We start from the raw sequence: 18986 nt of genomic DNA on the forward strand, positions 1-18986 counted from the left end.
GCGGAGCGTGGGAATGATCATCAGACAGAGATATTGTGTTCTTTCAAGAACAGCACAAACGCCTCTTCATCCAACACTTTCAACCCCAATTCATTAGCCTTGGCCAACTTGGAACCCGCTCCCGGCCCGGCAACCACACAATGGGTCTTGGCCGACACCGAACCCGCGACCTTGGCGCCAAGGCTTTCAAGTTTGTCCTTGGCCACATCACGGCTCATCAATTCCAGCGAACCGGTCAATACCCAAGTCTGCCCGGCCAGCGGCAAGCCTTCGACGACTTTCTTTTCGCTTTGCCAATGCATGCCGAAATCACGCAACTGCTTTTCGGCTGCTTCAGCGATCTGGCGATTTTCTGCAACTGCGAAAAACTCCCGAACCGAATTCGCCTGCTTCTCCGCCAATGCCTGACGCATGTCCAGCCAGTCAGCGTCGAACACGCCTTTCAGCGAACCAAACTTGTCCGCCAGCTTCTGCGCCCCGCCCGGCCCCACCGATGGAATGTGCAACTTGTCGAGGAACCCACCGAGCGTCGTACTGGCAGAAAACTCAGCGCCCAACTCGCCCTGATCCTGAATCTGCAAACCATGCTTGAGCAGCTCGGCAATCACCTGCTGGTTGTGCGCATCTTCAAAGAAGCTATGAATCTCATACGCCACTTCCAAACCGACGTCCGGCAGGTACGTCAGCACTTGCGGCAACGCCTGTTGAACCCGCTCCAGCGAGCCCAGGGAGCGCGCCAACACCTTGGCCGTCTCTTCGCCGACATCGGGGATCCCGAGGGCATAGATGAAGCGCGCCAGGCTCGGCTGCTTACTGTCTTCGATGGCGCCGAGCAGTTTCTTGCTCGACAGCTCGGCGAAGCCTTCCAGGTCGACGATGTCTTCGAACTTCAGGGCATACAGATCCGCCGGCGAACTGACCAGGCCTTCATCCACCAATTGCTCGACGCTCTTGTCGCCCAGGCCTTCGATGTCCATGGCGCGACGGGAGACGAAATGGATGATCGCCTGCTTCAACTGCGCGCCACAGGCCAGCCGCCCAACGCAGCGGTACACCGCGCCTTCGCTGACGGTTTCGCGACCCTTGCTGCGCTTGACCAGTTGCGTGCGCTCCACATGAGAACCGCACACCGGGCACTGTTCGGGAATCTGTACCGCGCGGGCATTTTCCGGACGACGCTCAAGGACCACTTGCACCACTTGCGGAATCACATCCCCCGCGCGGCGGATGATCACGGTGTCGCCAATCATCAAGCCCAGACGCGCCACTTCGTCCATGTTGTGCAACGTCGCGTTGGCCACGGTCACGCCGGCCACCTTGACCGGTTTCAAGCGTGCGACCGGCGTTACGGCGCCAGTGCGGCCAACCTGGAACTCCACGTCGAGCAACTCGGTGAGTTCTTCCATCGCCGGGAATTTGTGGGCAATCGCCCAACGCGGCTCGCGGGCGCGGAAACCCAACTCACGCTGCGAAGCAATGCTGTTGACCTTGAACACCACGCCGTCGATTTCATAACCCAACGCGTTACGGCGTTCGCCGATGTCGCGGTAGTAGTCCAGGCATTCGCCGATGCCGTGCGCCAGTTTCAGCTCATGACTGATCGGCATGCCCCAGACCTGCAATTGCTTGAGATTGCCGATGTGGGTGTCAGCAATATCAGCGGAAATCTGGCCGATGCCGTAGCAGCAGAATTCCAGCGGACGATTGGCGGTGATCTTCGAATCCAGTTGACGCAAGCTCCCAGCCGCCGCGTTGCGCGGGTTGGCGAAGGTCTTGCCGCCGACTTCCAGTTGCGTGGCATTGAGCCGTTCGAAACCGGCCTTGGACATGAACACTTCGCCGCGCACTTCCAGAGTCGCCGGCCAACCGGTGCCGTGCAGCTTGAGCGGGATGTTGCGCACGGTGCGCACATTGACGCTGATGTCTTCGCCGGTGGTGCCGTCACCGCGCGTGGCGCCGCGCACCAGTACGCCGTCCTGATAAAGCAGGCTGACCGCCAGGCCATCGAGTTTCGGTTCGCAGCTGTATTCCACCGCCGCGCCGCCGCCGAACAGATCGCCGGCCGGCAGGTCCAGGCCTTCGGTCACCCGGCGATCGAACTCGCGCATGTCGGTTTCTTCAAAGGCGTTGCCGAGGCTGAGCATCGGCACTTCGTGGCGCACCTGGGTGAACGCCGACAGGGCTGCGCTGCCGACGCGCTGGGTCGGCGAGTCGCTGGTGATCAGTTCGGGATTGGCCGCTTCGAGGGCCTTGAGTTCATGAAACAACCGATCGTACTCGGCGTCCGGAATGCTCGGCTCGTCCATCACGTGATAGCGATAGTTGTGCTGATCCAGCTCAGCGCGCAGCTCTAGAATGCGGTTTTTGGCGGCGGTCATGGGTGTTCTCTCATAAAGCAAAAGAGCAGCCGAGGCTGCTCAATCTGTACAAATCATTGTAGGAGCATGGCTTGCCCGCGATGGCGTCCTTGAGATCGCCATCGCGAGCAAGCTTTGCTCCTACAGGGCGTAGGAGGCGCGGCGCGATCCCCCACACGTTGCCAATTTCAGCGTTTCTGGGTCAATGCGCGACGCTCAAACTCAACGATGCGCTGACGGTAGTGCTCAATGGTCTGGGCAGTCAGCACGCTGCGCTGGTCGTCTTTCAGTTCGCCGTTCAGCTCCTGGGACAGCTTGCGCGCCGCGGCCACCATCACGTCGAAGGCTTGCTTCGGATGACGCGGGCCTGGCAGGCCGAGGAAGAAGCTCACCGCCGGGGTGCTGAAATGGTCGATGTCGTCCAGATCAAAAATGCCCGGCTTGACCGCATTGGCCATGGAGAACAGCACTTCACCGTTACCCGCCATGCTTTCGTGGCGGTGGAAAATATCCATCTCGCCGAAACGCAGGCCACTTTCCAGAATGTTCTGCAACAGCGCCGGGCCCTTGAAGCCGGCGGCGTCGCGGCAGATCACGCTGATCACCAGCACTTCTTCGGCTTGCGGTTGTTCTTTGTCGCTGACCGACGGCGAAGACTTGGTGTCATCCGGGAAATCGTCGTCACGGCTGCTGAAGCTCGGGCCGCCGTCCAGGTCCAGGCTGAGGTTCATGTCGCCTTGCGACGGCTCGCTGTGGCCACGCTTGCCGCGCTTGGAACCCGACTCACGGGGTTCCCGGGCCGGCATGCTCACCGACGGCAGGTCGTGCTCGTCCAGTTGCGGCTCTTTGTGGGTATCCAGCACCCGAGGCGGGCCCAACAGCTCGGCGCTGGTGTCCTCGTCCGGCAGATTGGACAGACTTCGGTCAAGACGGAATTTCAGTTTTCCCTTGCCGCCGCGCATGCGACGCCAGCCATCGAAAAGAATACCGGCAATGACAATAATGCCGATGACGATCAGCCACTCGCGCAGACCGATTTCCATGTAATCCCGTGCCTCTATAAAAAATGCTGAAAAATAAGGGGTTTACAACGTGCAAACCGCTTTAAAACGTGGCGCCAACTCTATGTTCTGACAGGCGTTTTGCCCACGTATACGAAAAATTGACATTAAACTAGCACGACCAAAGGCTTCGCAGCTACAAGCTTTAAGCTCCAAGCGGCAAGCCGTGTCAACTTGCAGCTTAAAGCTTGCAACTTGCGGCTGGCCGCTAGGCCTCCACCATCGCCATCGCCTCCTCGACATCCACTGCCACCAAACGTGAGCAGCCCGGCTCGTGCATCGTCACCCCCATCAGTTGATCGGCCATTTCCATGGCGATCTTGTTGTGGGTGATGTAGATGAACTGCACCGTCTGCGACATCTCTTTGACCAGCCGTGCGTAGCGTCCAACGTTAGCGTCATCCAGTGGTGCGTCAACTTCATCGAGCATGCAGAACGGCGCCGGATTCAACTTGAAGATCGCAAAAACCAGGGCCAATGCGGTCAGGGCTTTTTCGCCACCGGAGAGCAAATGGATGGTGCTGTTCTTCTTTCCTGGCGGCCGCGCCATGATCGTTACCCCTGTATCGAGTAGATCTTCGCCCGTCAGTTCCAAATACGCGCTGCCGCCACCGAAAACTTTTGGGAAAAGTGCCTGAATTCCGGCATTGATCTGATCAAAGGTATCTTTGAAGCGGTTTCGCGTCTCCTTGTCGATCTTGCGAATCACGTTTTCTAACGTATCCAGCGCTTCCACCAGATCGTCGTTCTGCGCATCCAGATAACGTTTACGCTCGGATTGTTGCGTGTATTCGTCGATGGCCGCGAGGTTGATCGCACCGAGACGCGCAATGCGTGCGGCAATCCGTTCCAGCTCTTCCTCAGCCTCTTTCTCGTTGGCCTCGGCCACCAGGGTCGCGATCACGCCGTGGAGGTCGTAGCCGTCTTCCAGCAACTGATCTTCCAGGGTCTTGCGGCGCACGGTCAGGGCCTGCCATTCCATGCGTTGGTGTTCGAGTTGGCCGCGGATCAATTGTGATTGCTGCTCGGCCTGATTGCGGCGCTTCTCGGCGTCACGCAATTCGCGGTCGGCATCTTCCATGGCCATTTGTGCGGTCTTGAGTTCTTCGTCGACAGTCATGCGCTTGTCGAGCAACTCTTCGAGTTTCAGGCGCAGTTCTTCCAGCGGCGCCTCGCCCTCCTCCAGATTCAGGCTGAGCTGCTCGCGCTTCTCGGTCAGGCGTTCGGATTGCATCTCCAACCGCTCCAACGCCTGGCGCGTCGAATCGTGTTGCGCCTTGAGCGAGCCCAGACGCACCGCCAATTGATGGGCGTGATCCTTATGCTGCCGGGCTTCCTGACGCACGCGATCGAGGCGTTCGCGCAAGCTGTCGCGCTGGGCCAGCAGCAACTCGCGTTGCTCGGTGTCCAGCGCCATGCTGTCGAGGGCTTCCTGCAATTGCAGGCGCGCCTCGCCGATATTTTCGTGTTCCAGCGCCCGTTGTTCGCCCAACTCGGTGAGTTCTTCATCGAGACGGGTACGGCGCAGGGTCAGTTGTTCGGCCTTGGCTTTACCGGCGGACAACTGCGCTTTCAATTCACCTTGCTGACGGGCTTCGTCTTGCAGCAGACGGCGCAGATGTTCGCGACCGTTTTCCTGCTGACGCTGTTGCGCCCGCAGGTTTTGCAGTTCGGTTTCCAGGGTTTCCACCGTGGCTTCGCGCTCTTCGCGCTCAAGGCCCAGTTGCTGGATTTCCTGGCCGCGAGCGAGCACGCCGCTTTCCGCTTCACTGGCGCGACGCACGCGTAAAAAGTGTCGACCGACCCAGTAACCGTCGCGGCTGATCAGGCTTTCGCCGGGCGCCAATTGAGCGCGCGACGCCAAGGCCTGTTCAAGGTTTTCCACCGGTTTGACCTGCCCCAGCCATGGCGACAAATCAATCTGCGCCTCGACCTTGTCCAGCAAACTACCGGCCACCCGCACGCCATCGCTGGCGGGGCTGAGCAAACGCAAATCGCCCTGGGCAAACCCGGCCAGATCGAAATCGCCAAAGTCATCCACCAGCACCGCTTGCAGGTCGGCGCCGAGCACGGTTTCCACCGCCAGCTCCCAACCGGCCTCAACCTTCAGGCCTTCGGCCAGGCGCGGACGCTCTGCCAGATTCTGTTCGCGCAGCCATTCGGCGGTGCCGGTGCCCGGATCGAGCGCGGCTTGCTGCAAGGCCTCCAGAGACGCGAGACGTCCGTTGAGGCGCTGCAAATCGCCTTGGGCCTGTTGCTGCGCGGTCAATGCGTGCTGCAATTCCTGACGCAGTTGTTCAAGCTTTTCGACTTGAGCTTGTTCACTGGTCTGCAAATCTTCAAGCGTCGCTTCGGACTCAGCGAGCTGCTCGCTGAGCTCCATGATCGCCGCGTCTTCCGGGTCGGCCGAGAGCAAAGCACGCTCCTCGCCCAAACGCTTCTGCCGATCGGCCAAGCGCTCCATGCTGGTTTCCAGCTGCTGGATCCGCGACTGCTGTACTTCCGACTGACGCCGGGGCTCGGCGGCGGTGAGGTTGAAAGTGTCCCACTGCTCCTGCCACGCGTGCATGGTGGTTTCGGATTCTTCCAGCGCGGCGGCGGCTTCTTCGGCGGCGGCGCTGGTGACTTCCTGTTCCGGCGTGAGCATGTCCAGCTCTTCGCCGAGGGTCAGCAGCAAGGTGCGGTCATGGCCCAGGTGCGACTCGGTTTCCAGACGCGCGCGCTCGGCTTCTTTCAGATCATCTTGCAACTGGCGCAAACGCTGCTGACCGTGCTGGATGCTCTGCTCGACCCGGGCGATGTCGCCGCCGACCGAATAGAAGCGCCCCTGCACCAGATTGAAGCGTTCGGACAGGTCATGGTGACCGTCACGCAGGCGTTCAATCGCCGCATCGGCGTTGCGCTGTTCGGCGACCAAGGCTTCGAAGGTGATTTCCTGGTTGCCAATGATCGCTTCGCGCTGCCCGACCTGCTCATTCAACGCCTGCCAGCGCAGGGCCGACAGTTGCGCCTTGAGCTGACGTTCTTCGCCTTTATATTCCTGATACTTCTTCGCCGACTCGGCCTGGCGATGCAAGCGTTCGAGTTGACGCTCAAGCTCGTCGCGCAAGTCGGTCAGGCGCGCCAGGTTTTCGTGGGTGCGGCGGATACGGTTTTCAGTCTCGCGCCGACGCTCCTTGTACTTGGAGATGCCGGCCGCTTCTTCAATAAAGTTACGCAGGTCTTCGGGCTTGGCTTCGATCAGCTTGGAGATCATGCCCTGCTCGATGATCGAGTAGCTGCGCGGGCCCAGGCCGGTGCCGAGGAAAATGTCGGTGATGTCGCGGCGACGGCATTTGGTGCCGTTGAGGTAGTAACTGTTCTGGCTGTCGCGGGTGACTTTGCGGCGAATCGAGATTTCCGCGTAGGCCGCGTATTCGCCGACCAGGGTGCCGTCGGAGTTGTCGAACACCAGTTCAATGCTCGCCTGACTCACCGGTTTACGGCTGGTGGAGCCGTTGAAGATGACGTCGGTCATCGACTCGCCGCGCAGGTTCTTGGCCGAGCTCTCGCCCATCACCCAACGCACGGCGTCGATGATGTTCGACTTGCCGCAACCATTGGGCCCGACCACCGCCGCCATGTTACTGGGGAAGTTCACCGTGGTCGGGTCGACGAAGGATTTGAACCCCGCCAGTTTGATGCACTTGAGCCGCACGTTTAAGCGACCGTCAGGGCGGAAACCACCAGATCGCAGCTGCGCTGGGCATACGCCGTCAGCACCACGCGGATCTGCGGAAAGTCACGGGCGATCACGGCGGCGAGCAGGCGCTCGAACAGTTCCAGAAACTCGCTCATCGATGCCTTGCGCTGTTCCAGGGCGAGGAAATAAGCGCGGCTCATGGCCGGCTGCAGATTCTCGACGGTTTCCTGCAAGTACGGATTGTTGGCGAACGGGTAAGCGGCGCGCATCACGCTGAAGCTGTCGTCGACGAAGGTGCGGATGTCCTGGCGCTCGTAACTGGCGGTCAGGCGCTGCTGGATCTGCACGAACGGCGCCAGGTCGGCCTGGACTTGCCAACCGGTAGCCACGGCGTTGCCGAGCAAGATGTACAACTCGCTCATCAGCGTGCACAGGCTCTGGACCTTGTGCGCGGTAAGTTCGGTCACGTGGGCACCACGTCGCGGCAGGATCGCGATCAGGTGGCGACGCTCGAGGATCAGCAAGGCCTCACGGACTGAACCGCGACTGACATTGAGGGCCAGCGTGACCTTCTGTTCCTGGATGCGCTCTCCCGGCTTCATTTCGCCGCGAATGATGCGTTCGGCGAGGTGGTGAGCAATTTGCTCGGCGAGGCTGTCCGGCGCCTTGAACGTCATGGTTGTCCTTCAAACTCTTCGATCTGCACAAGCGGCGCAGTGTAGCGCAATTGGTACGTCATGGCGGAGTGCCCACCCGGCGGTTTTTGGCACGAATTAAGCAAAAAGCAGGCTAGCGCGTGAGGGTCAATACTGTTGAAACGCGCTGTTGATCGCCAAAACGGGTTTTCCTGACCTTTAAGTCAGAAAATCATTGACCGAAAAGTCAGACCTGATAAATTCGGCTCAATCGGTTAACAACAATAATGAGTCTGCGAGGCCTTCCGTGATCCAGTTTTTACTAAACCAGGAACTCCGTAGCGAGCACGCCCTGGACCCGAACCTGACCGTGCTCAATTACTTGCGCGACCATGTGGGCAAACCCGGCACCAAAGAAGGCTGCGCCAGCGGTGACTGTGGCGCGTGCACCGTGGTGGTCGGCGAGTTGCAAACGGATGACGACGGCCGCGAACACATTCGCTATCGCAGCCTCAACTCGTGCCTGACGTTCGTGTCGTCGCTGCACGGCAAACAACTGATCAGCGTCGAAGACCTCAAGCACCAGGGCGAACTGCACAGCGTGCAAAAAGCCATGGTCGAGTGCCACGGTTCGCAATGCGGCTTCTGCACGCCGGGCTTCGTGATGTCGTTGTTCGCCCTGCAAAAGAACAGCGACGCACCCGATTCCCATAAAGCCCACGAAGCGCTGGCCGGCAATCTTTGCCGTTGCACCGGCTATCGGCCGATCCTGCAAGCCGCTGAACAATCGTGCTGCGGCAAGCAACCGGACCAGTTCGACGCCCGTGAAGCCGACACCATCGCCCGCCTGAAAGCCATCGCCCCCACCGACATCGGCGAACTCAACAGTGGTGACAAGCGCTGCCTGGTGCCGCTGACCGTCGCCGATCTGGCCGATCTCTATGACGCTTATCCACAGGCCCGGTTGCTGGCCGGCGGCACCGACCTGGCGCTGGAAGTCACGCAGTTCCACCGCACCTTGCCGGTGATGATCTACGTCGGCAACGTCGCCGAGATGAAGCGCATCGAACGCTTCGACGATCGCCTGGAAATCGGCGCGGCCACCGCCCTCTCCGATTGCTACGACGCGCTGAAAAGCGAATACCCGGACTTCGGCGAATTGCTGCAACGCTTCGCCTCTCTGCAGATCCGCAACCAGGGCACCCTGGGCGGCAACATCGGCAACGCCTCGCCGATTGGTGACTCGCCGCCGCTGTTGATCGCACTCGGCGCGCAGGTGGTGTTGTGCAAGGGTGAAACCCGCCGCACGCTGAACCTCGACGATTACTTCATCGATTACAAAGTGACGGCGCGCCAGGAAAGTGAATTCATCGAAAAAATCATCGTGCCGCGTGCCAGCGCCGAACAACTGTTCCGTGCGTACAAGGTGTCCAAACGTCTGGACGATGACATTTCCGCTGTCTGCGCCGCGTTCAATTTGCGCGTGGAAAACGGCGTTATCACCGACGCCCGCATCGCTTTCGGCGGCATGGCCGCGATTCCGAAACGCGCCGCCCATTGCGAAACCGTGCTGATCGGCGCGCCGTTCAACAGCGCGTTGGTCGAACGCGCCTGCGCCGCCCTGGCCGAAGATTTCACGCCACTCTCGGACTTCCGCGCCAGCAAGGAATATCGCCTGCTCAGCGCTCAAAACCTGCTGCGCAAATACTTCATCGAACTGCAAACGCCGCACATCGAGACTCGGGTGACCGCTTATGTCTAATCATCACGCTGTAGAGAAGACCCAAGCCGAACTGGCTGAACTGTTCGCCAAGGACCTGACCACCGGTGTCGGCCGCAGCGTCAAGCACGACAGCGCCGCCAAACATGTGTCCGGTGAGGCGCAATACATCGACGACCGGCTGGAATTCCCCAATCAGTTGCACGTTTATGCACGCCTGTCGGACCGCGCCCACGCGAAGATCATTAGCATCGACACCCAGCCGTGCTACGCCTTTGAAGGCGTGCGCATCGCCATCACCCACGAAGACGTGCCGGGCCTGAAAGACATCGGGCCGTTGCTACCGGGCGATCCATTGCTGGCCATCGACACGGTGGAATTCGTTGGCCAACCGGTGGTTGCCGTCGCGGCCAAGGATCTGGAAACCGCACGCAAAGCCGCGATGGCCGCGATCATCGAATACGAAGATCTCGAACCGGTGCTGGACGTGGTCGAAGCCTTGCGCAAACGCCACTTCGTGCTCGACAGCCACACCCACCAGCGCGGCGATTCGGCGGGTGCATTGGCAACAGCCGAACATCGCATCCAAGGCACGCTGCACATCGGCGGCCAGGAACACTTCTACCTCGAAACCCAGATCTCTTCGGTGATGCCGACTGAAGACGGCGGGATGATTGTCTACTGCTCCACGCAAAACCCGACCGAAGTGCAGAAGCTCGTAGCCGAAGTGCTCGACGTGTCGATGAACAAAATAGTCGTCGACATGCGCCGCATGGGCGGTGGTTTCGGTGGCAAGGAAACCCAGGCCGCGAGCCCGGCGTGCCTGTGCGCGGTAATCGCGCACCTCACCGGCCAGCCGACCAAAATGCGCCTGCCGCGGGTCGAAGACATGCTGATGACCGGCAAGCGTCACCCGTTCTACGTCGAGTACGACGTGGGCTTCGACAGCACCGGTCGCCTGCATGGCATCGCCCTGGAACTGGCCGGTAACTGCGGTTGCTCGCCAGACCTGTCGGCGTCGATTGTCGACCGCGCGATGTTTCACGCCGACAATTCTTATTACCTCGGCGATGCGACCATCAACGGCCATCGCTGCAAGACCAACACCGCGTCGAACACTGCTTACCGTGGTTTCGGCGGCCCGCAAGGGATGGTCGCCATCGAAGAAGTGATGGACGCGATTGCCCGGCATCTGGCCGTAGATCCGCTGTCGGTGCGCAAAGCCAACTACTACGGCAAGACCGAGCGCAACGTCACCCATTACTACCAGACCGTCGAGCACAACATGCTCGAAGAGATGACCGCCGAACTGGAAGAAAGCAGCCAGTACGCCGAGCGCCGCGAAGCGATCCGGCGCTACAACGCCAACAGCCCGATCCTGAAAAAAGGCCTGGCGCTGACTCCGGTGAAATTCGGCATTTCGTTCACCGCGAGTTTCCTCAACCAGGCCGGCGCGCTGGTGCACGTCTACACCGACGGCAGCATCCATTTGAACCACGGCGGCACGGAAATGGGCCAGGGTTTGAACACCAAAGTCGCGCAGGTCGTGGCCGAAGTGTTCCAGGTGGAAATGGACCGCGTGCAGATCACCGCGACCAACACCGATAAAGTGCCGAACACTTCGCCGACGGCGGCTTCCAGCGGTGCCGACCTGAACGGCAAAGCCGCGCAGAACGCTGCAGAAATCATCAAGCAACGCCTGGTGGAATTTGCCGCGCGGCACTACAAGGTCAGCGAAGAAGACGTGGAATTCCACAACGGCCATGTGCGGGTTCGCGACCACATCCTGACCTTCGAAGCGCTGATCCAGCAGGCGTATTTCGCCCAGGTTTCGCTGTCGAGCACCGGCTTCTACAAGACCCCGAAAATCTTCTACGACCGCAGCCAGGCCCGGGGGCGTCCGTTCTACTACTTCGCCTTCGGCGCGGCGTGCTGCGAGGTGATCGTCGACACCCTGACCGGCGAATACAAAATGCTGCGCACCGACATTCTTCACGACGTTGGCGCTTCGCTGAACCCGGCCATCGACATCGGCCAGGTCGAGGGCGGTTTCATCCAGGGCATGGGGTGGCTGACCATGGAAGAACTGGTGTGGAACAACAAAGGCAAACTGATGACCAACGGCCCGGCGAGCTACAAGATTCCGGCCGTGGCCGACATGCCGCTGGACCTGCGGGTGAAGCTGGTGGAAAACCGCAAAAACCCGGAAGACACGGTGTTCCATTCCAAGGCTGTGGGCGAGCCACCGTTCATGCTCGGCATCGCGTCGTGGTGTGCGATCAAGGACGCCGTGGCCAGCCTCGGTGACTACAAGCATCAACCGAACATCGATGCGCCGGCGACCCCGGAGCGGGTGTTGTGGGGTTGTGAGCAGATGCGGCAGTTGAAGGCAGTGAAGACCGTGGAAGCTGAATCCGAAGTGGTGGTTTGATCGTTCCCACGCTCTGCGTGGGAATGCAGCCCGCGACGCTCTGCGTCGCATTTTGAACAGCGGACGCGGAGCGTCCAGAGATGCATTCCCACGCGGAGCGTGGGAACGATCTTGAGAGGTGAATATGTACAACTGGATCGACGCCCTCGCCGACCTGCAATCCCAAGGCGAACCCTGCGTATTGGTGACCATCATCGAAGAGCTCGGCTCGACGCCGCGCAATGCCGGTTCGAAAATGGTCATCAGCGCCAACCAGACGTTCGACACCATCGGTGGCGGGCATCTGGAATACAAGGCCATGCAGATCGGCCGCGAGATGCTCGCCAGCGGCAAACAGGACACGCACCTGGAGCGCTTCAGCCTCGGCGCCAGCCTAGGTCAGTGCTGCGGCGGCGTGACCGTGTTGCTGTTCGAACCGATGGGCCAGGTCCAGGCACAAATCGCCGTGTTCGGTGCCGGCCATGTCGGCCGGGCGCTGGTGCCGCTGCTCGCCAGCCTGCCCTGCCGGGTGCGCTGGATTGACTCGCGGGAAGCCGAGTTCCCGGAACAGATCCCCCACGGCGTGCGTAAAATCGTCGCCGAAGAGCCTGTGGATGAAATCGACAATTTGCCGGTCGGCAGTTATTGCATTGTCATGACCCACAACCACCAGCTCGACCTCGAACTCACCGCCGCGATCCTCAAGCGCAACGACTTCACCTACTTCGGCCTGATCGGTTCGAAGACCAAACGGGTGAAGTTCGAGCACCGCTTGCGTGATCGCGGTTTCGACAGCGACGTGCTGCAACGCATGCGCTGCCCGATGGGCATCGGCGAAGTCAAAGGCAAGTTGCCTGTGGAAATCGCCATCTCCATCGCCGGCGAAATCATCGCCACCTATAACGCGAATTTCGGCCAGCAGACCGCCAGCGCCGGATCATCGATTGCCAAACTGCTGCCTGCTTCACGCCGCAGCCAAGCCTCCAACTGAGAACTGACATGCCTCTGACTCGCAAAGCCTACCGTGCCGCCATCCTGCACAGCATCGCCGACCCCGCCGAGGTGGGAATCGAAGCCTCCTATGAGTATTTCGAAGACGGTTTGCTGGTGGTCGAGAACGGCCAGATCAGTGCCATTGGCCACGCCACCGAATTGTTGTCGACCCTGCCGGCGGACATCGAGATCACCCATTATCAGAATGCGCTGATCACCCCGGGCCTGATCGATACGCACATTCACTTGCCGCAAACCGGGATGGTCGGTGCTTATGGCGAGCAGTTGCTGGACTGGCTCAACACCTACACCTTCCCGTGCGAAAGCCAGTTCGCCGACAAAGCCCACGCCGATGAAGTGGCGGACATTTTCATCAAGGAACTGCTGCGCAACGGCACCACCACCGCGCTGGTGTTCGGCAGTGTGCATCCGCAATCGGTGAACTCGTTCTTCGAAGCCGCCCAACAACTGGATCTGCGGATGATCGCCGGCAAGGTGATGATGGACCGCAACGCGCCGGACTACCTGACCGACACCGCCGAATCCAGCTACGTCGAAAGCAAGGCGCTGATCGAACGCTGGCATGGCAAGGGTCGCTTGCACTACGCGGTCACCCCGCGCTTCGCCCCGACCAGCACCCCGGAACAACTGACCCTCGCCGGCCAGCTGCTCGGCGAATACCCTGATTTGTACATGCAGACCCACATCAGCGAAAACCTGAAGGAAGTCGAGTGGGTCAAGGAACTGTTCCCGGAGCGCAAGGGCTACCTGGACGTTTACGATCACTACCAATTGCTGGGCGAGCGCTCGGTGTTCGCCCACGGCGTGCACCTGTGCGACGACGAGTGCGCGCGTCTGGCGGAAACCGGCTCGGCGATTGCCTTCTGCCCGACGTCGAACTTCTTCCTCGGCAGTGGCTTGTTCAACCTGCCAATGGCCGAGAAGCATAAGTTGAATGTCGGTTTGGGTACGGACGTTGGCGGCGGCACCAGTTTCTCGCTGCTGCAAACCCTGAACGAAGCGTACAAGGTCATGCAGCTACAAGGTGCGCGGCTGAGCCCGTTCAAATCGCTGTACCTGGCGACCCTCGGCGGCGCGCGGGCACTGCGGCTGGAAGACAAGATCGGTACGTTGCACGCGGGCACCGATGCGGACTTCCTGGTGCTGGATTACAACGCCACGCCGCTGCTCAGCTATCGCTTGAAGCAGGCCAATAACATTGCCGAGACGTTGTTTGTGTTGATGACGCTGGGGGATGACCGGACTGTTCTGCAGACCTATGCGGCGGGGAAATTGGTGCATCAGCGCTAAGGTATTACCGGGCCTGATCGACTGATCATTCCCACGCTCTGCGTGGGAATGCAGCCCGTGACGCTCCGCGTCACTGGACGCGGAGCGTCCCTAGAAGCATTCCCACGCGGAGCATGGGAACGATCAATCCCCCGCAATCGATGGTTGCGGGGGATTTTTTGTGTCCTTGAGGCCGCCTTCGCGGGCAAGCCCGCTCCCACAAGTACCGCGTGATCCCTGTAGGAGCGAGGCTTGCCCGCGAAGGCCGCGCCTCGGTCTATCAGAGCTTGGCGGTCGACCTGCCAGGCTTCTTGGTCTGCAACAAATGCGAGAACACCGCATGCAAATCATCCGACGCACTTTCTTCGTCGAGGTTGAGTTTGCTGTCGATGTGATCCATGTGATGCATCATCAGGTCCACCGCCAACTCGCCGTTGCGCGCTTCGATCGCATCGATCAACTGAGTGTGTTCGTCGTAGGAACAGTGCGAGCGGTTGCCGCTTTCGTACTGGGCGATGATCAACGAAGTCTGGGACACCAGGCTGCGCTGGAAGCTGATCAGCGGGGCATTCTTCGCCGCTTCGGCCAGTTTCAGGTGGAATTCCCCCGACAGACGGATGCCGGCACCGCGATCGCCACGGGAGAAGCTGTCGCGTTCGTCGTTGACCATTTGCCGCAACTCGGCGATCTGTTCGGCGGTGGCGTGCTGCACCGCCAGCTCAGTGATCGCCCGCTCCACCAGACGCCGGGCGAGGAATACCTGGCGCGCCTCTTCGACGCTCGGGCTGGCGACGACTGCGCCGCGGTTCGGCCGCAGTAAAACCACGCCTTCATGGGCCAGGCGCGACAGCGCGCGGCGAATGATGGTGCGGCTGACCCCGAAAATTTCCCCCAGCGCTTCTTCGCTCAACTTGGTGCCGGGCGCCAGGCGCTGTTCGAGGATGGCCTCGAAGATATGCGCGTAGACAATATCGTCCTGGGTCCCGCTGCGGCCGGCTTTGCCTGCGCGCGGTTGTTTCTTTAGGGGCTGCAACTGTTCGTTCATGGGCACTCGAGTCGGGAGAACTGCGGCGAATAGACCGTGACTGTAATACGGCACAGTGGGTCGCTGGCAAGTATCGCGTAAAAAACACCGCGATTGTACACAATGGATGGTGGCAACACGACTGTATGGCTGATTGCGGCCTCGGCTGTATTGCAACGGTCCGTTACATTTGAGTTTAGGCTTGAACCCGGAATCCGCTGCTTTCACAGGATCACCGTGTAGGAGCAAGGCTTGCCCGCGATAGCGATCTCACGGACGCCATCGCGGGCAAGCCTTGCTCCTACACGGTCCGGTGGCGTTTCGGACATCTTCATACGTATAAGGAACACCGCTGTCATGAACGACGCCACGCAAACGCAACTGCGCCCCTTGGCCGACACGTCGCCTTCGGCCATCGTCGCCGGGTTTATCGCGATGATGACCGGCTACACCAGTTCCCTGGTCCTGATGTTCCAGGCCGGGCAAGCGGCGGGCCTGAGCAGCGGGCAGATTTCCTCGTGGATCTGGGCGATTTCGATAGGCATGGCGATCTGCTCGATCGGCTTGTCCCTGCGCTATCGCACGCCCATCACCATCGCCTGGTCCACGCCCGGCGCAGCGTTGCTGATCACCAGCCTGGGCGGTGTGACCTACGGCGAAGCCATCGGCGCCTACATCACTTGCGCGGTGCTGGTGACGATTTGCGGCTTGACCGGCAGCTTCGAACGGCTGGTGAAAAAGATCCCGGCATCGCTGGCGGCAGCGCTGCTGGCGGGGATTCTGTTCAAGATCGGCAGCGAGATTTTCGTCGCGGCCCAGCATCGCACGGCGCTGGTGTTGGCGATGTTCTTCACGTACCTGGTGGTCAAACGCCTGTCGCCGCGCTATGCGGTACTCGCCGCGCTGTTGATCGGCACCGCGCTGTCGGGGGTCATGGGGCTGCTGGATTTCAGTGGTTTCCATCTGGAACTGGCGACACCGGTCTGGACCACGCCGCACTTCTCCCTGGCCGCGACCATCAGCATCGGCATTCCGCTGTTCGTGGTGGCGATGACCTCGCAGAACATGCCGGGCATCGCCGTATTGCGCGCTGACGGCTACACCGTGCCGGCCTCGCCGCTGATCACCACCACTGGCATCGCTTCGTTGCTGCTGGCGCCGTTCGGCTCCCACGGCATCAACCTGGCGGCGATCAGCGCCGCCATCTGCACCGGGCCCCACGCCCATGAAGATCGCAACAAACGCTACACCGCCGCGGTCTGGTGCGGGATTTTCTACGGGATTGCCGGGGTGTTCGGCGCAACGCTGGCGGCGTTGTTTGCCGCGTTGCCGAAAGAGCTGGTGCTGTCGATTGCGGCGCTGGCGCTGTTCGGCTCGATCATCAATGGCTTGAGCATTGCCATGAGCGAAGTGAAGGAGCGGGAAGCGGCGCTGGTGACGTTTATGGTCACGGCGTCGGGGCTGACGCTGTTTTCCATCGGGTCGGCGTTTTGGGGGATTGTGGCGGGGGTGTTGACGTTGGTGATTTTGAATTGGCGTAAAGCCCCGTAGGAGCAAGGCTTGCCCGCGAAGGCGTTTTCGATATCGCAATCGCAGACCCGGCCATGCGCCCACAAAAAACAGGCATAAAAAAACGGCGACCCGTGGGTCGCCGTTTTTCAGAACATCAAGCTACCGGATTGATCGGCTTTTCCGGGTACCAGACGTCGATCAGCGGGCTGACGGTTGCTTCGGTCAGTTCGCTGCGGCCCTTGAGCCAGGCTTCTACAGCAACACGCTGCTCTTCGGATACCGAGCCACGTTTCTGCAGGCAAACCAGACCGAAGTCGTCGCCGCCAACATAACCCAGACCGTTGGCTTCCATAGCTTCTTTCAGGAACGCATCGAGGAAAGCATCAATGGCTTCATCAGCCAAATCTTCTTTGAAATCCAGGTTCAGTTCGAAACCCAGCTCTTGAAATTCATCGACGCACAGTTTTTTGCGCAGACGCTGGGAACGGTTAGTCGCCATTGGAACAATCCTCATAAGTAATAACGGGCGGCACTTTAGCAGTTTAAGGCGCCAATTGCCCGTTCCGCAGTGGCGGCCAGACTACCGCCGGTAAAAAAATAGCGAATTAGAAGGCCGGGGCACGGCACATGCTGCTTCGCCTTGGGGCATAATGCCGACACTTTCATGACCACTGAGGGATTTTATCTTCATGCCCTCGTCTTTTTTCCCCTCGCCCGTAGGGTTTTACTTCACATGATCAAATCTTTACGCCCACTCCTACTCGCCAGTCTTCTTTTGCCCCTGGCCCTCCCGGTTTCTGCCGCTGCGATCAACACCGCCCTGTCGCCCAACGTTGAAAAGGCCCTCAAGGCCAGCAAGTTGCAGGACAACGCCCTGTCCCTGGTGATGATCCCGCTCAACGGCCCTGGCACCCCGACCATTTTCAACGCTGACGTTTCGGTCAACCCGGCTTCGACGATGAAACTGGTCACCACGTATGCCGCCCTGGAAATGCTCGGCCCGAACCACCAGTGGAAAACCGAGTTCTACACCGACGGCACCCTGAGCGGCGGCATCCTCAACGGCAACCTTTACCTCAAGGGTGGCGGCGATCCGAAGCTGAACATGGAAAAACTCTGGCTGCTGATGCGCGATCTGCGGGCCAATGGCGTGACGCAAGTCACCGGCGACCTGGTGCTGGACCGCAGCTTCTTCGTGCAACCGCAACTGCCCGAATTCAATGACGACGGTAATGACGAGAACAAACCGTTCCTGGTCAAACCCGATTCGCTGATGGTCAACCTCAAGGCCCTGCGCTTTGTCGCGCGCAACGACAATGGCAAGGTGCTGGTGTCGGTCGAGCCGCCGATTGCCACGATCCGCATCGACAACCAAGTCAAAGCGGTCAATTCCAAGCAATGCGCCGGTGGCGTGCGCTACAACCCGGTGACTCAGCCCGATGGCAGCGTGACAGTGACGGTCGGCGGTCAGTTGGGTGATGGTTGCAGCTCGCAGACCTATTTGTCGCTGCTCGATCACGCGACCTACACCGCCGGCGCCGTGCGGGCGATCTGGAAAGAACTGGGTGGCAGCATCCAGGGCAAGGATGTGCTGGCGGCGACGCCAAAAGATGCCAAGGTACTGGCTCGGGCCTTCTCGCCGGATCTGGCGGAGATCATTCGCGACATCAACAAATACAGTAACAACACCATGGCCCAGCAACTTTTCCTGAGCCTGGGCCAGAAGTTCCGCAATGACGCCGATGGCGATGACGCCAAGGCTGCCCAGCGTGTCGTGCGCCAGTGGCTGGCCCAGAAAGGCATCACCGCGCCGCACCTTGTAATGGAGAACGGCTCCGGCCTGTCCCGTGCAGAACGCGTGAGTGCCCGTGAAATGGCCGCGATGCTGCAAGCGGCGTGGCGCAGTCCGTATGCCGCCGAGTTCATCAGCTCAATGCCCATCGCCGGCACCGACGGCACCATGCGCAAACGCCTGAAGACCACCGCAATGCGCGGTGAAGCCCACGTCAAGACCGGCACACTGAACACCGTACGCGCGATCTCCGGCTTCAGCCGCGACATCAATGGCAACACCTGGGCGGTGGTGGCGATCCTCAACGACAAGGCACCGTTTGGCGCGTCTTCGGTGCTGGATCAGGTGCTGCTGGACCTGTATCGCCAACCGAAAGCGCCGGCTACCGCTTCGGTGTTGTAACCCTCCACCTGATCGTTCCCACGCTCTGCGTGGGAATGCCTCAATGGACGCTCTGCGTCCGCTTTGGGACGCGGAGCGTCCCGGGCTGCATTCCCACGCGGAGCGTGG

Annotated in this window: 12 protein-coding genes; 6 read left to right on the forward strand and 6 right to left on the reverse strand. The window is 60.4% G+C overall.

All coding sequences use genetic code 11. The annotated features are described in order from the left end of the window. Window positions 1-20 precede the first annotated feature (20 nt). The 4 genes from ligA to BK667_RS26610 form a co-directional block, all read right to left on the reverse strand. Window positions 21-2378: an NAD-dependent DNA ligase LigA gene (gene ligA, locus BK667_RS26595; RefSeq protein WP_123599379.1), complete on the reverse strand. Its 2358-nt coding sequence runs from the start codon at window positions 2376-2378 to the stop codon at window positions 21-23. Between the two features lie 167 nt (window positions 2379-2545). Then, the gene (gene zipA, locus BK667_RS26600; RefSeq protein WP_123512168.1) at window positions 2546-3400 is read right to left on the reverse strand and encodes a cell division protein ZipA; all 855 of its coding nucleotides are present in this window, start codon (window positions 3398-3400) and stop codon (window positions 2546-2548) included. A gap of 226 nt (window positions 3401-3626) precedes the next feature. Beyond that, window positions 3627-7115: a chromosome segregation protein SMC gene (smc, locus tag BK667_RS26605; RefSeq protein ID WP_123599380.1), complete on the reverse strand. Its 3489-nt coding sequence runs from the start codon at window positions 7113-7115 to the stop codon at window positions 3627-3629. Between the two features lie 2 nt (window positions 7116-7117). Beyond that, window positions 7118-7777 carry a GntR family transcriptional regulator gene (locus tag BK667_RS26610; protein WP_123599381.1) on the reverse strand — a complete coding sequence of 220 codons (660 nt, stop codon included), beginning with the start codon at window positions 7775-7777 and terminating at the stop codon, window positions 7118-7120. A 265-nt stretch (window positions 7778-8042) separates the two neighbouring features. Here BK667_RS26610 and xdhA point away from each other — a divergent pair, with 265 nt between their 5' ends. From xdhA to guaD, 4 genes are all read left to right on the forward strand, one after another. Continuing rightward, a complete protein-coding gene (gene xdhA, locus BK667_RS26615) occupies window positions 8043-9497 on the forward strand; it encodes a xanthine dehydrogenase small subunit (RefSeq protein ID WP_123599382.1) in 1455 nt (484 codons plus the stop codon). Beyond that, window positions 9490-11886 carry a xanthine dehydrogenase molybdopterin binding subunit gene (gene xdhB / locus BK667_RS26620; protein WP_123599383.1) on the forward strand — a complete coding sequence of 799 codons (2397 nt, stop codon included), beginning with the start codon at window positions 9490-9492 and terminating at the stop codon, window positions 11884-11886. The genes xdhA and xdhB overlap by 8 nt, the downstream gene beginning before the upstream one ends. Before the next feature lie 124 nt (window positions 11887-12010). Beyond that, window positions 12011-12856, forward strand: coding sequence for a xanthine dehydrogenase accessory protein XdhC (gene xdhC, locus BK667_RS26625; protein WP_123599384.1), 846 nt, complete (start codon window positions 12011-12013; stop codon window positions 12854-12856). 8 nt (window positions 12857-12864) lie between these two features. Next, window positions 12865-14169, forward strand: a complete 1305-nt coding sequence (gene guaD, locus BK667_RS26630) for a guanine deaminase (RefSeq protein ID WP_123599385.1) — start codon at window positions 12865-12867, stop codon at window positions 14167-14169. Between the two features lie 259 nt (window positions 14170-14428). Here guaD and BK667_RS26635 read toward each other — a convergent pair whose 3' ends face one another. Next, on the reverse strand, window positions 14429-15193 hold the full coding sequence (locus tag BK667_RS26635; RefSeq protein ID WP_054054029.1) for a GntR family transcriptional regulator: 765 nt from the start codon (window positions 15191-15193) through the stop codon (window positions 14429-14431). 336 nt (window positions 15194-15529) lie between these two features. Between BK667_RS26635 and BK667_RS26640 the strand changes: the two genes are divergently transcribed. Then, a complete protein-coding gene (locus tag BK667_RS26640) occupies window positions 15530-16723 on the forward strand; it encodes a benzoate/H(+) symporter BenE family transporter (RefSeq protein ID WP_123599386.1) in 1194 nt (397 codons plus the stop codon). Window positions 16724-16838: 115 nt separating this feature from the next. On the opposite strand, the gene BK667_RS26645 is transcribed toward BK667_RS26640, so the two are convergent. Beyond that, entirely contained in the window at window positions 16839-17183 is a 345-nt protein-coding gene (locus BK667_RS26645) for a YggL family protein (protein ID WP_046047888.1), read from the reverse strand. 234 nt (window positions 17184-17417) lie between these two features. Between BK667_RS26645 and dacB the strand changes: the two genes are divergently transcribed. Next, window positions 17418-18878, forward strand: a complete 1461-nt coding sequence (gene dacB / locus BK667_RS26650) for a D-alanyl-D-alanine carboxypeptidase/D-alanyl-D-alanine endopeptidase (protein WP_123512150.1) — start codon at window positions 17418-17420, stop codon at window positions 18876-18878. Window positions 18879-18986: the final 108 nt, after the last annotated feature.

It is taken from the genome of Pseudomonas frederiksbergensis (assembly GCF_003732705.1).
In the GTDB taxonomy this organism is placed as follows: Bacteria; Pseudomonadota; Gammaproteobacteria; order Pseudomonadales; family Pseudomonadaceae; genus Aquipseudomonas; species Aquipseudomonas frederiksbergensis_F.

Excerpts from the sequence above, each read along its gene's own strand:
- ligA (WP_123599379.1), bottom strand. The coding sequence starts at position 2,378 with ATGACCGCCGCCAAAAACCGCATTCTAGAGCTGCGCGCTGAGCTGGAT.
- zipA (WP_123512168.1), bottom strand. The coding sequence starts at position 3,400 with ATGGAAATCGGTCTGCGCGAGTGGCTGATCGTCATCGGCATTATTGTC.
- BK667_RS26610 (WP_123599381.1), bottom strand. The coding sequence starts at position 7,777 with ATGACGTTCAAGGCGCCGGACAGCCTCGCCGAGCAAATTGCTCACCAC.
- xdhB (WP_123599383.1), top strand. The coding sequence starts at position 9,490 with ATGTCTAATCATCACGCTGTAGAGAAGACCCAAGCCGAACTGGCTGAA.
- xdhC (WP_123599384.1), top strand. The coding sequence starts at position 12,011 with ATGTACAACTGGATCGACGCCCTCGCCGACCTGCAATCCCAAGGCGAA.
- guaD (WP_123599385.1), top strand. The coding sequence starts at position 12,865 with ATGCCTCTGACTCGCAAAGCCTACCGTGCCGCCATCCTGCACAGCATC.
- BK667_RS26635 (WP_054054029.1), bottom strand. The coding sequence starts at position 15,193 with ATGAACGAACAGTTGCAGCCCCTAAAGAAACAACCGCGCGCAGGCAAA.
- BK667_RS26640 (WP_123599386.1), top strand. The coding sequence starts at position 15,530 with ATGAACGACGCCACGCAAACGCAACTGCGCCCCTTGGCCGACACGTCG.
- BK667_RS26645 (WP_046047888.1), bottom strand. The coding sequence starts at position 17,183 with ATGGCGACTAACCGTTCCCAGCGTCTGCGCAAAAAACTGTGCGTCGAT.
- dacB (WP_123512150.1), top strand. The coding sequence starts at position 17,418 with ATGATCAAATCTTTACGCCCACTCCTACTCGCCAGTCTTCTTTTGCCC.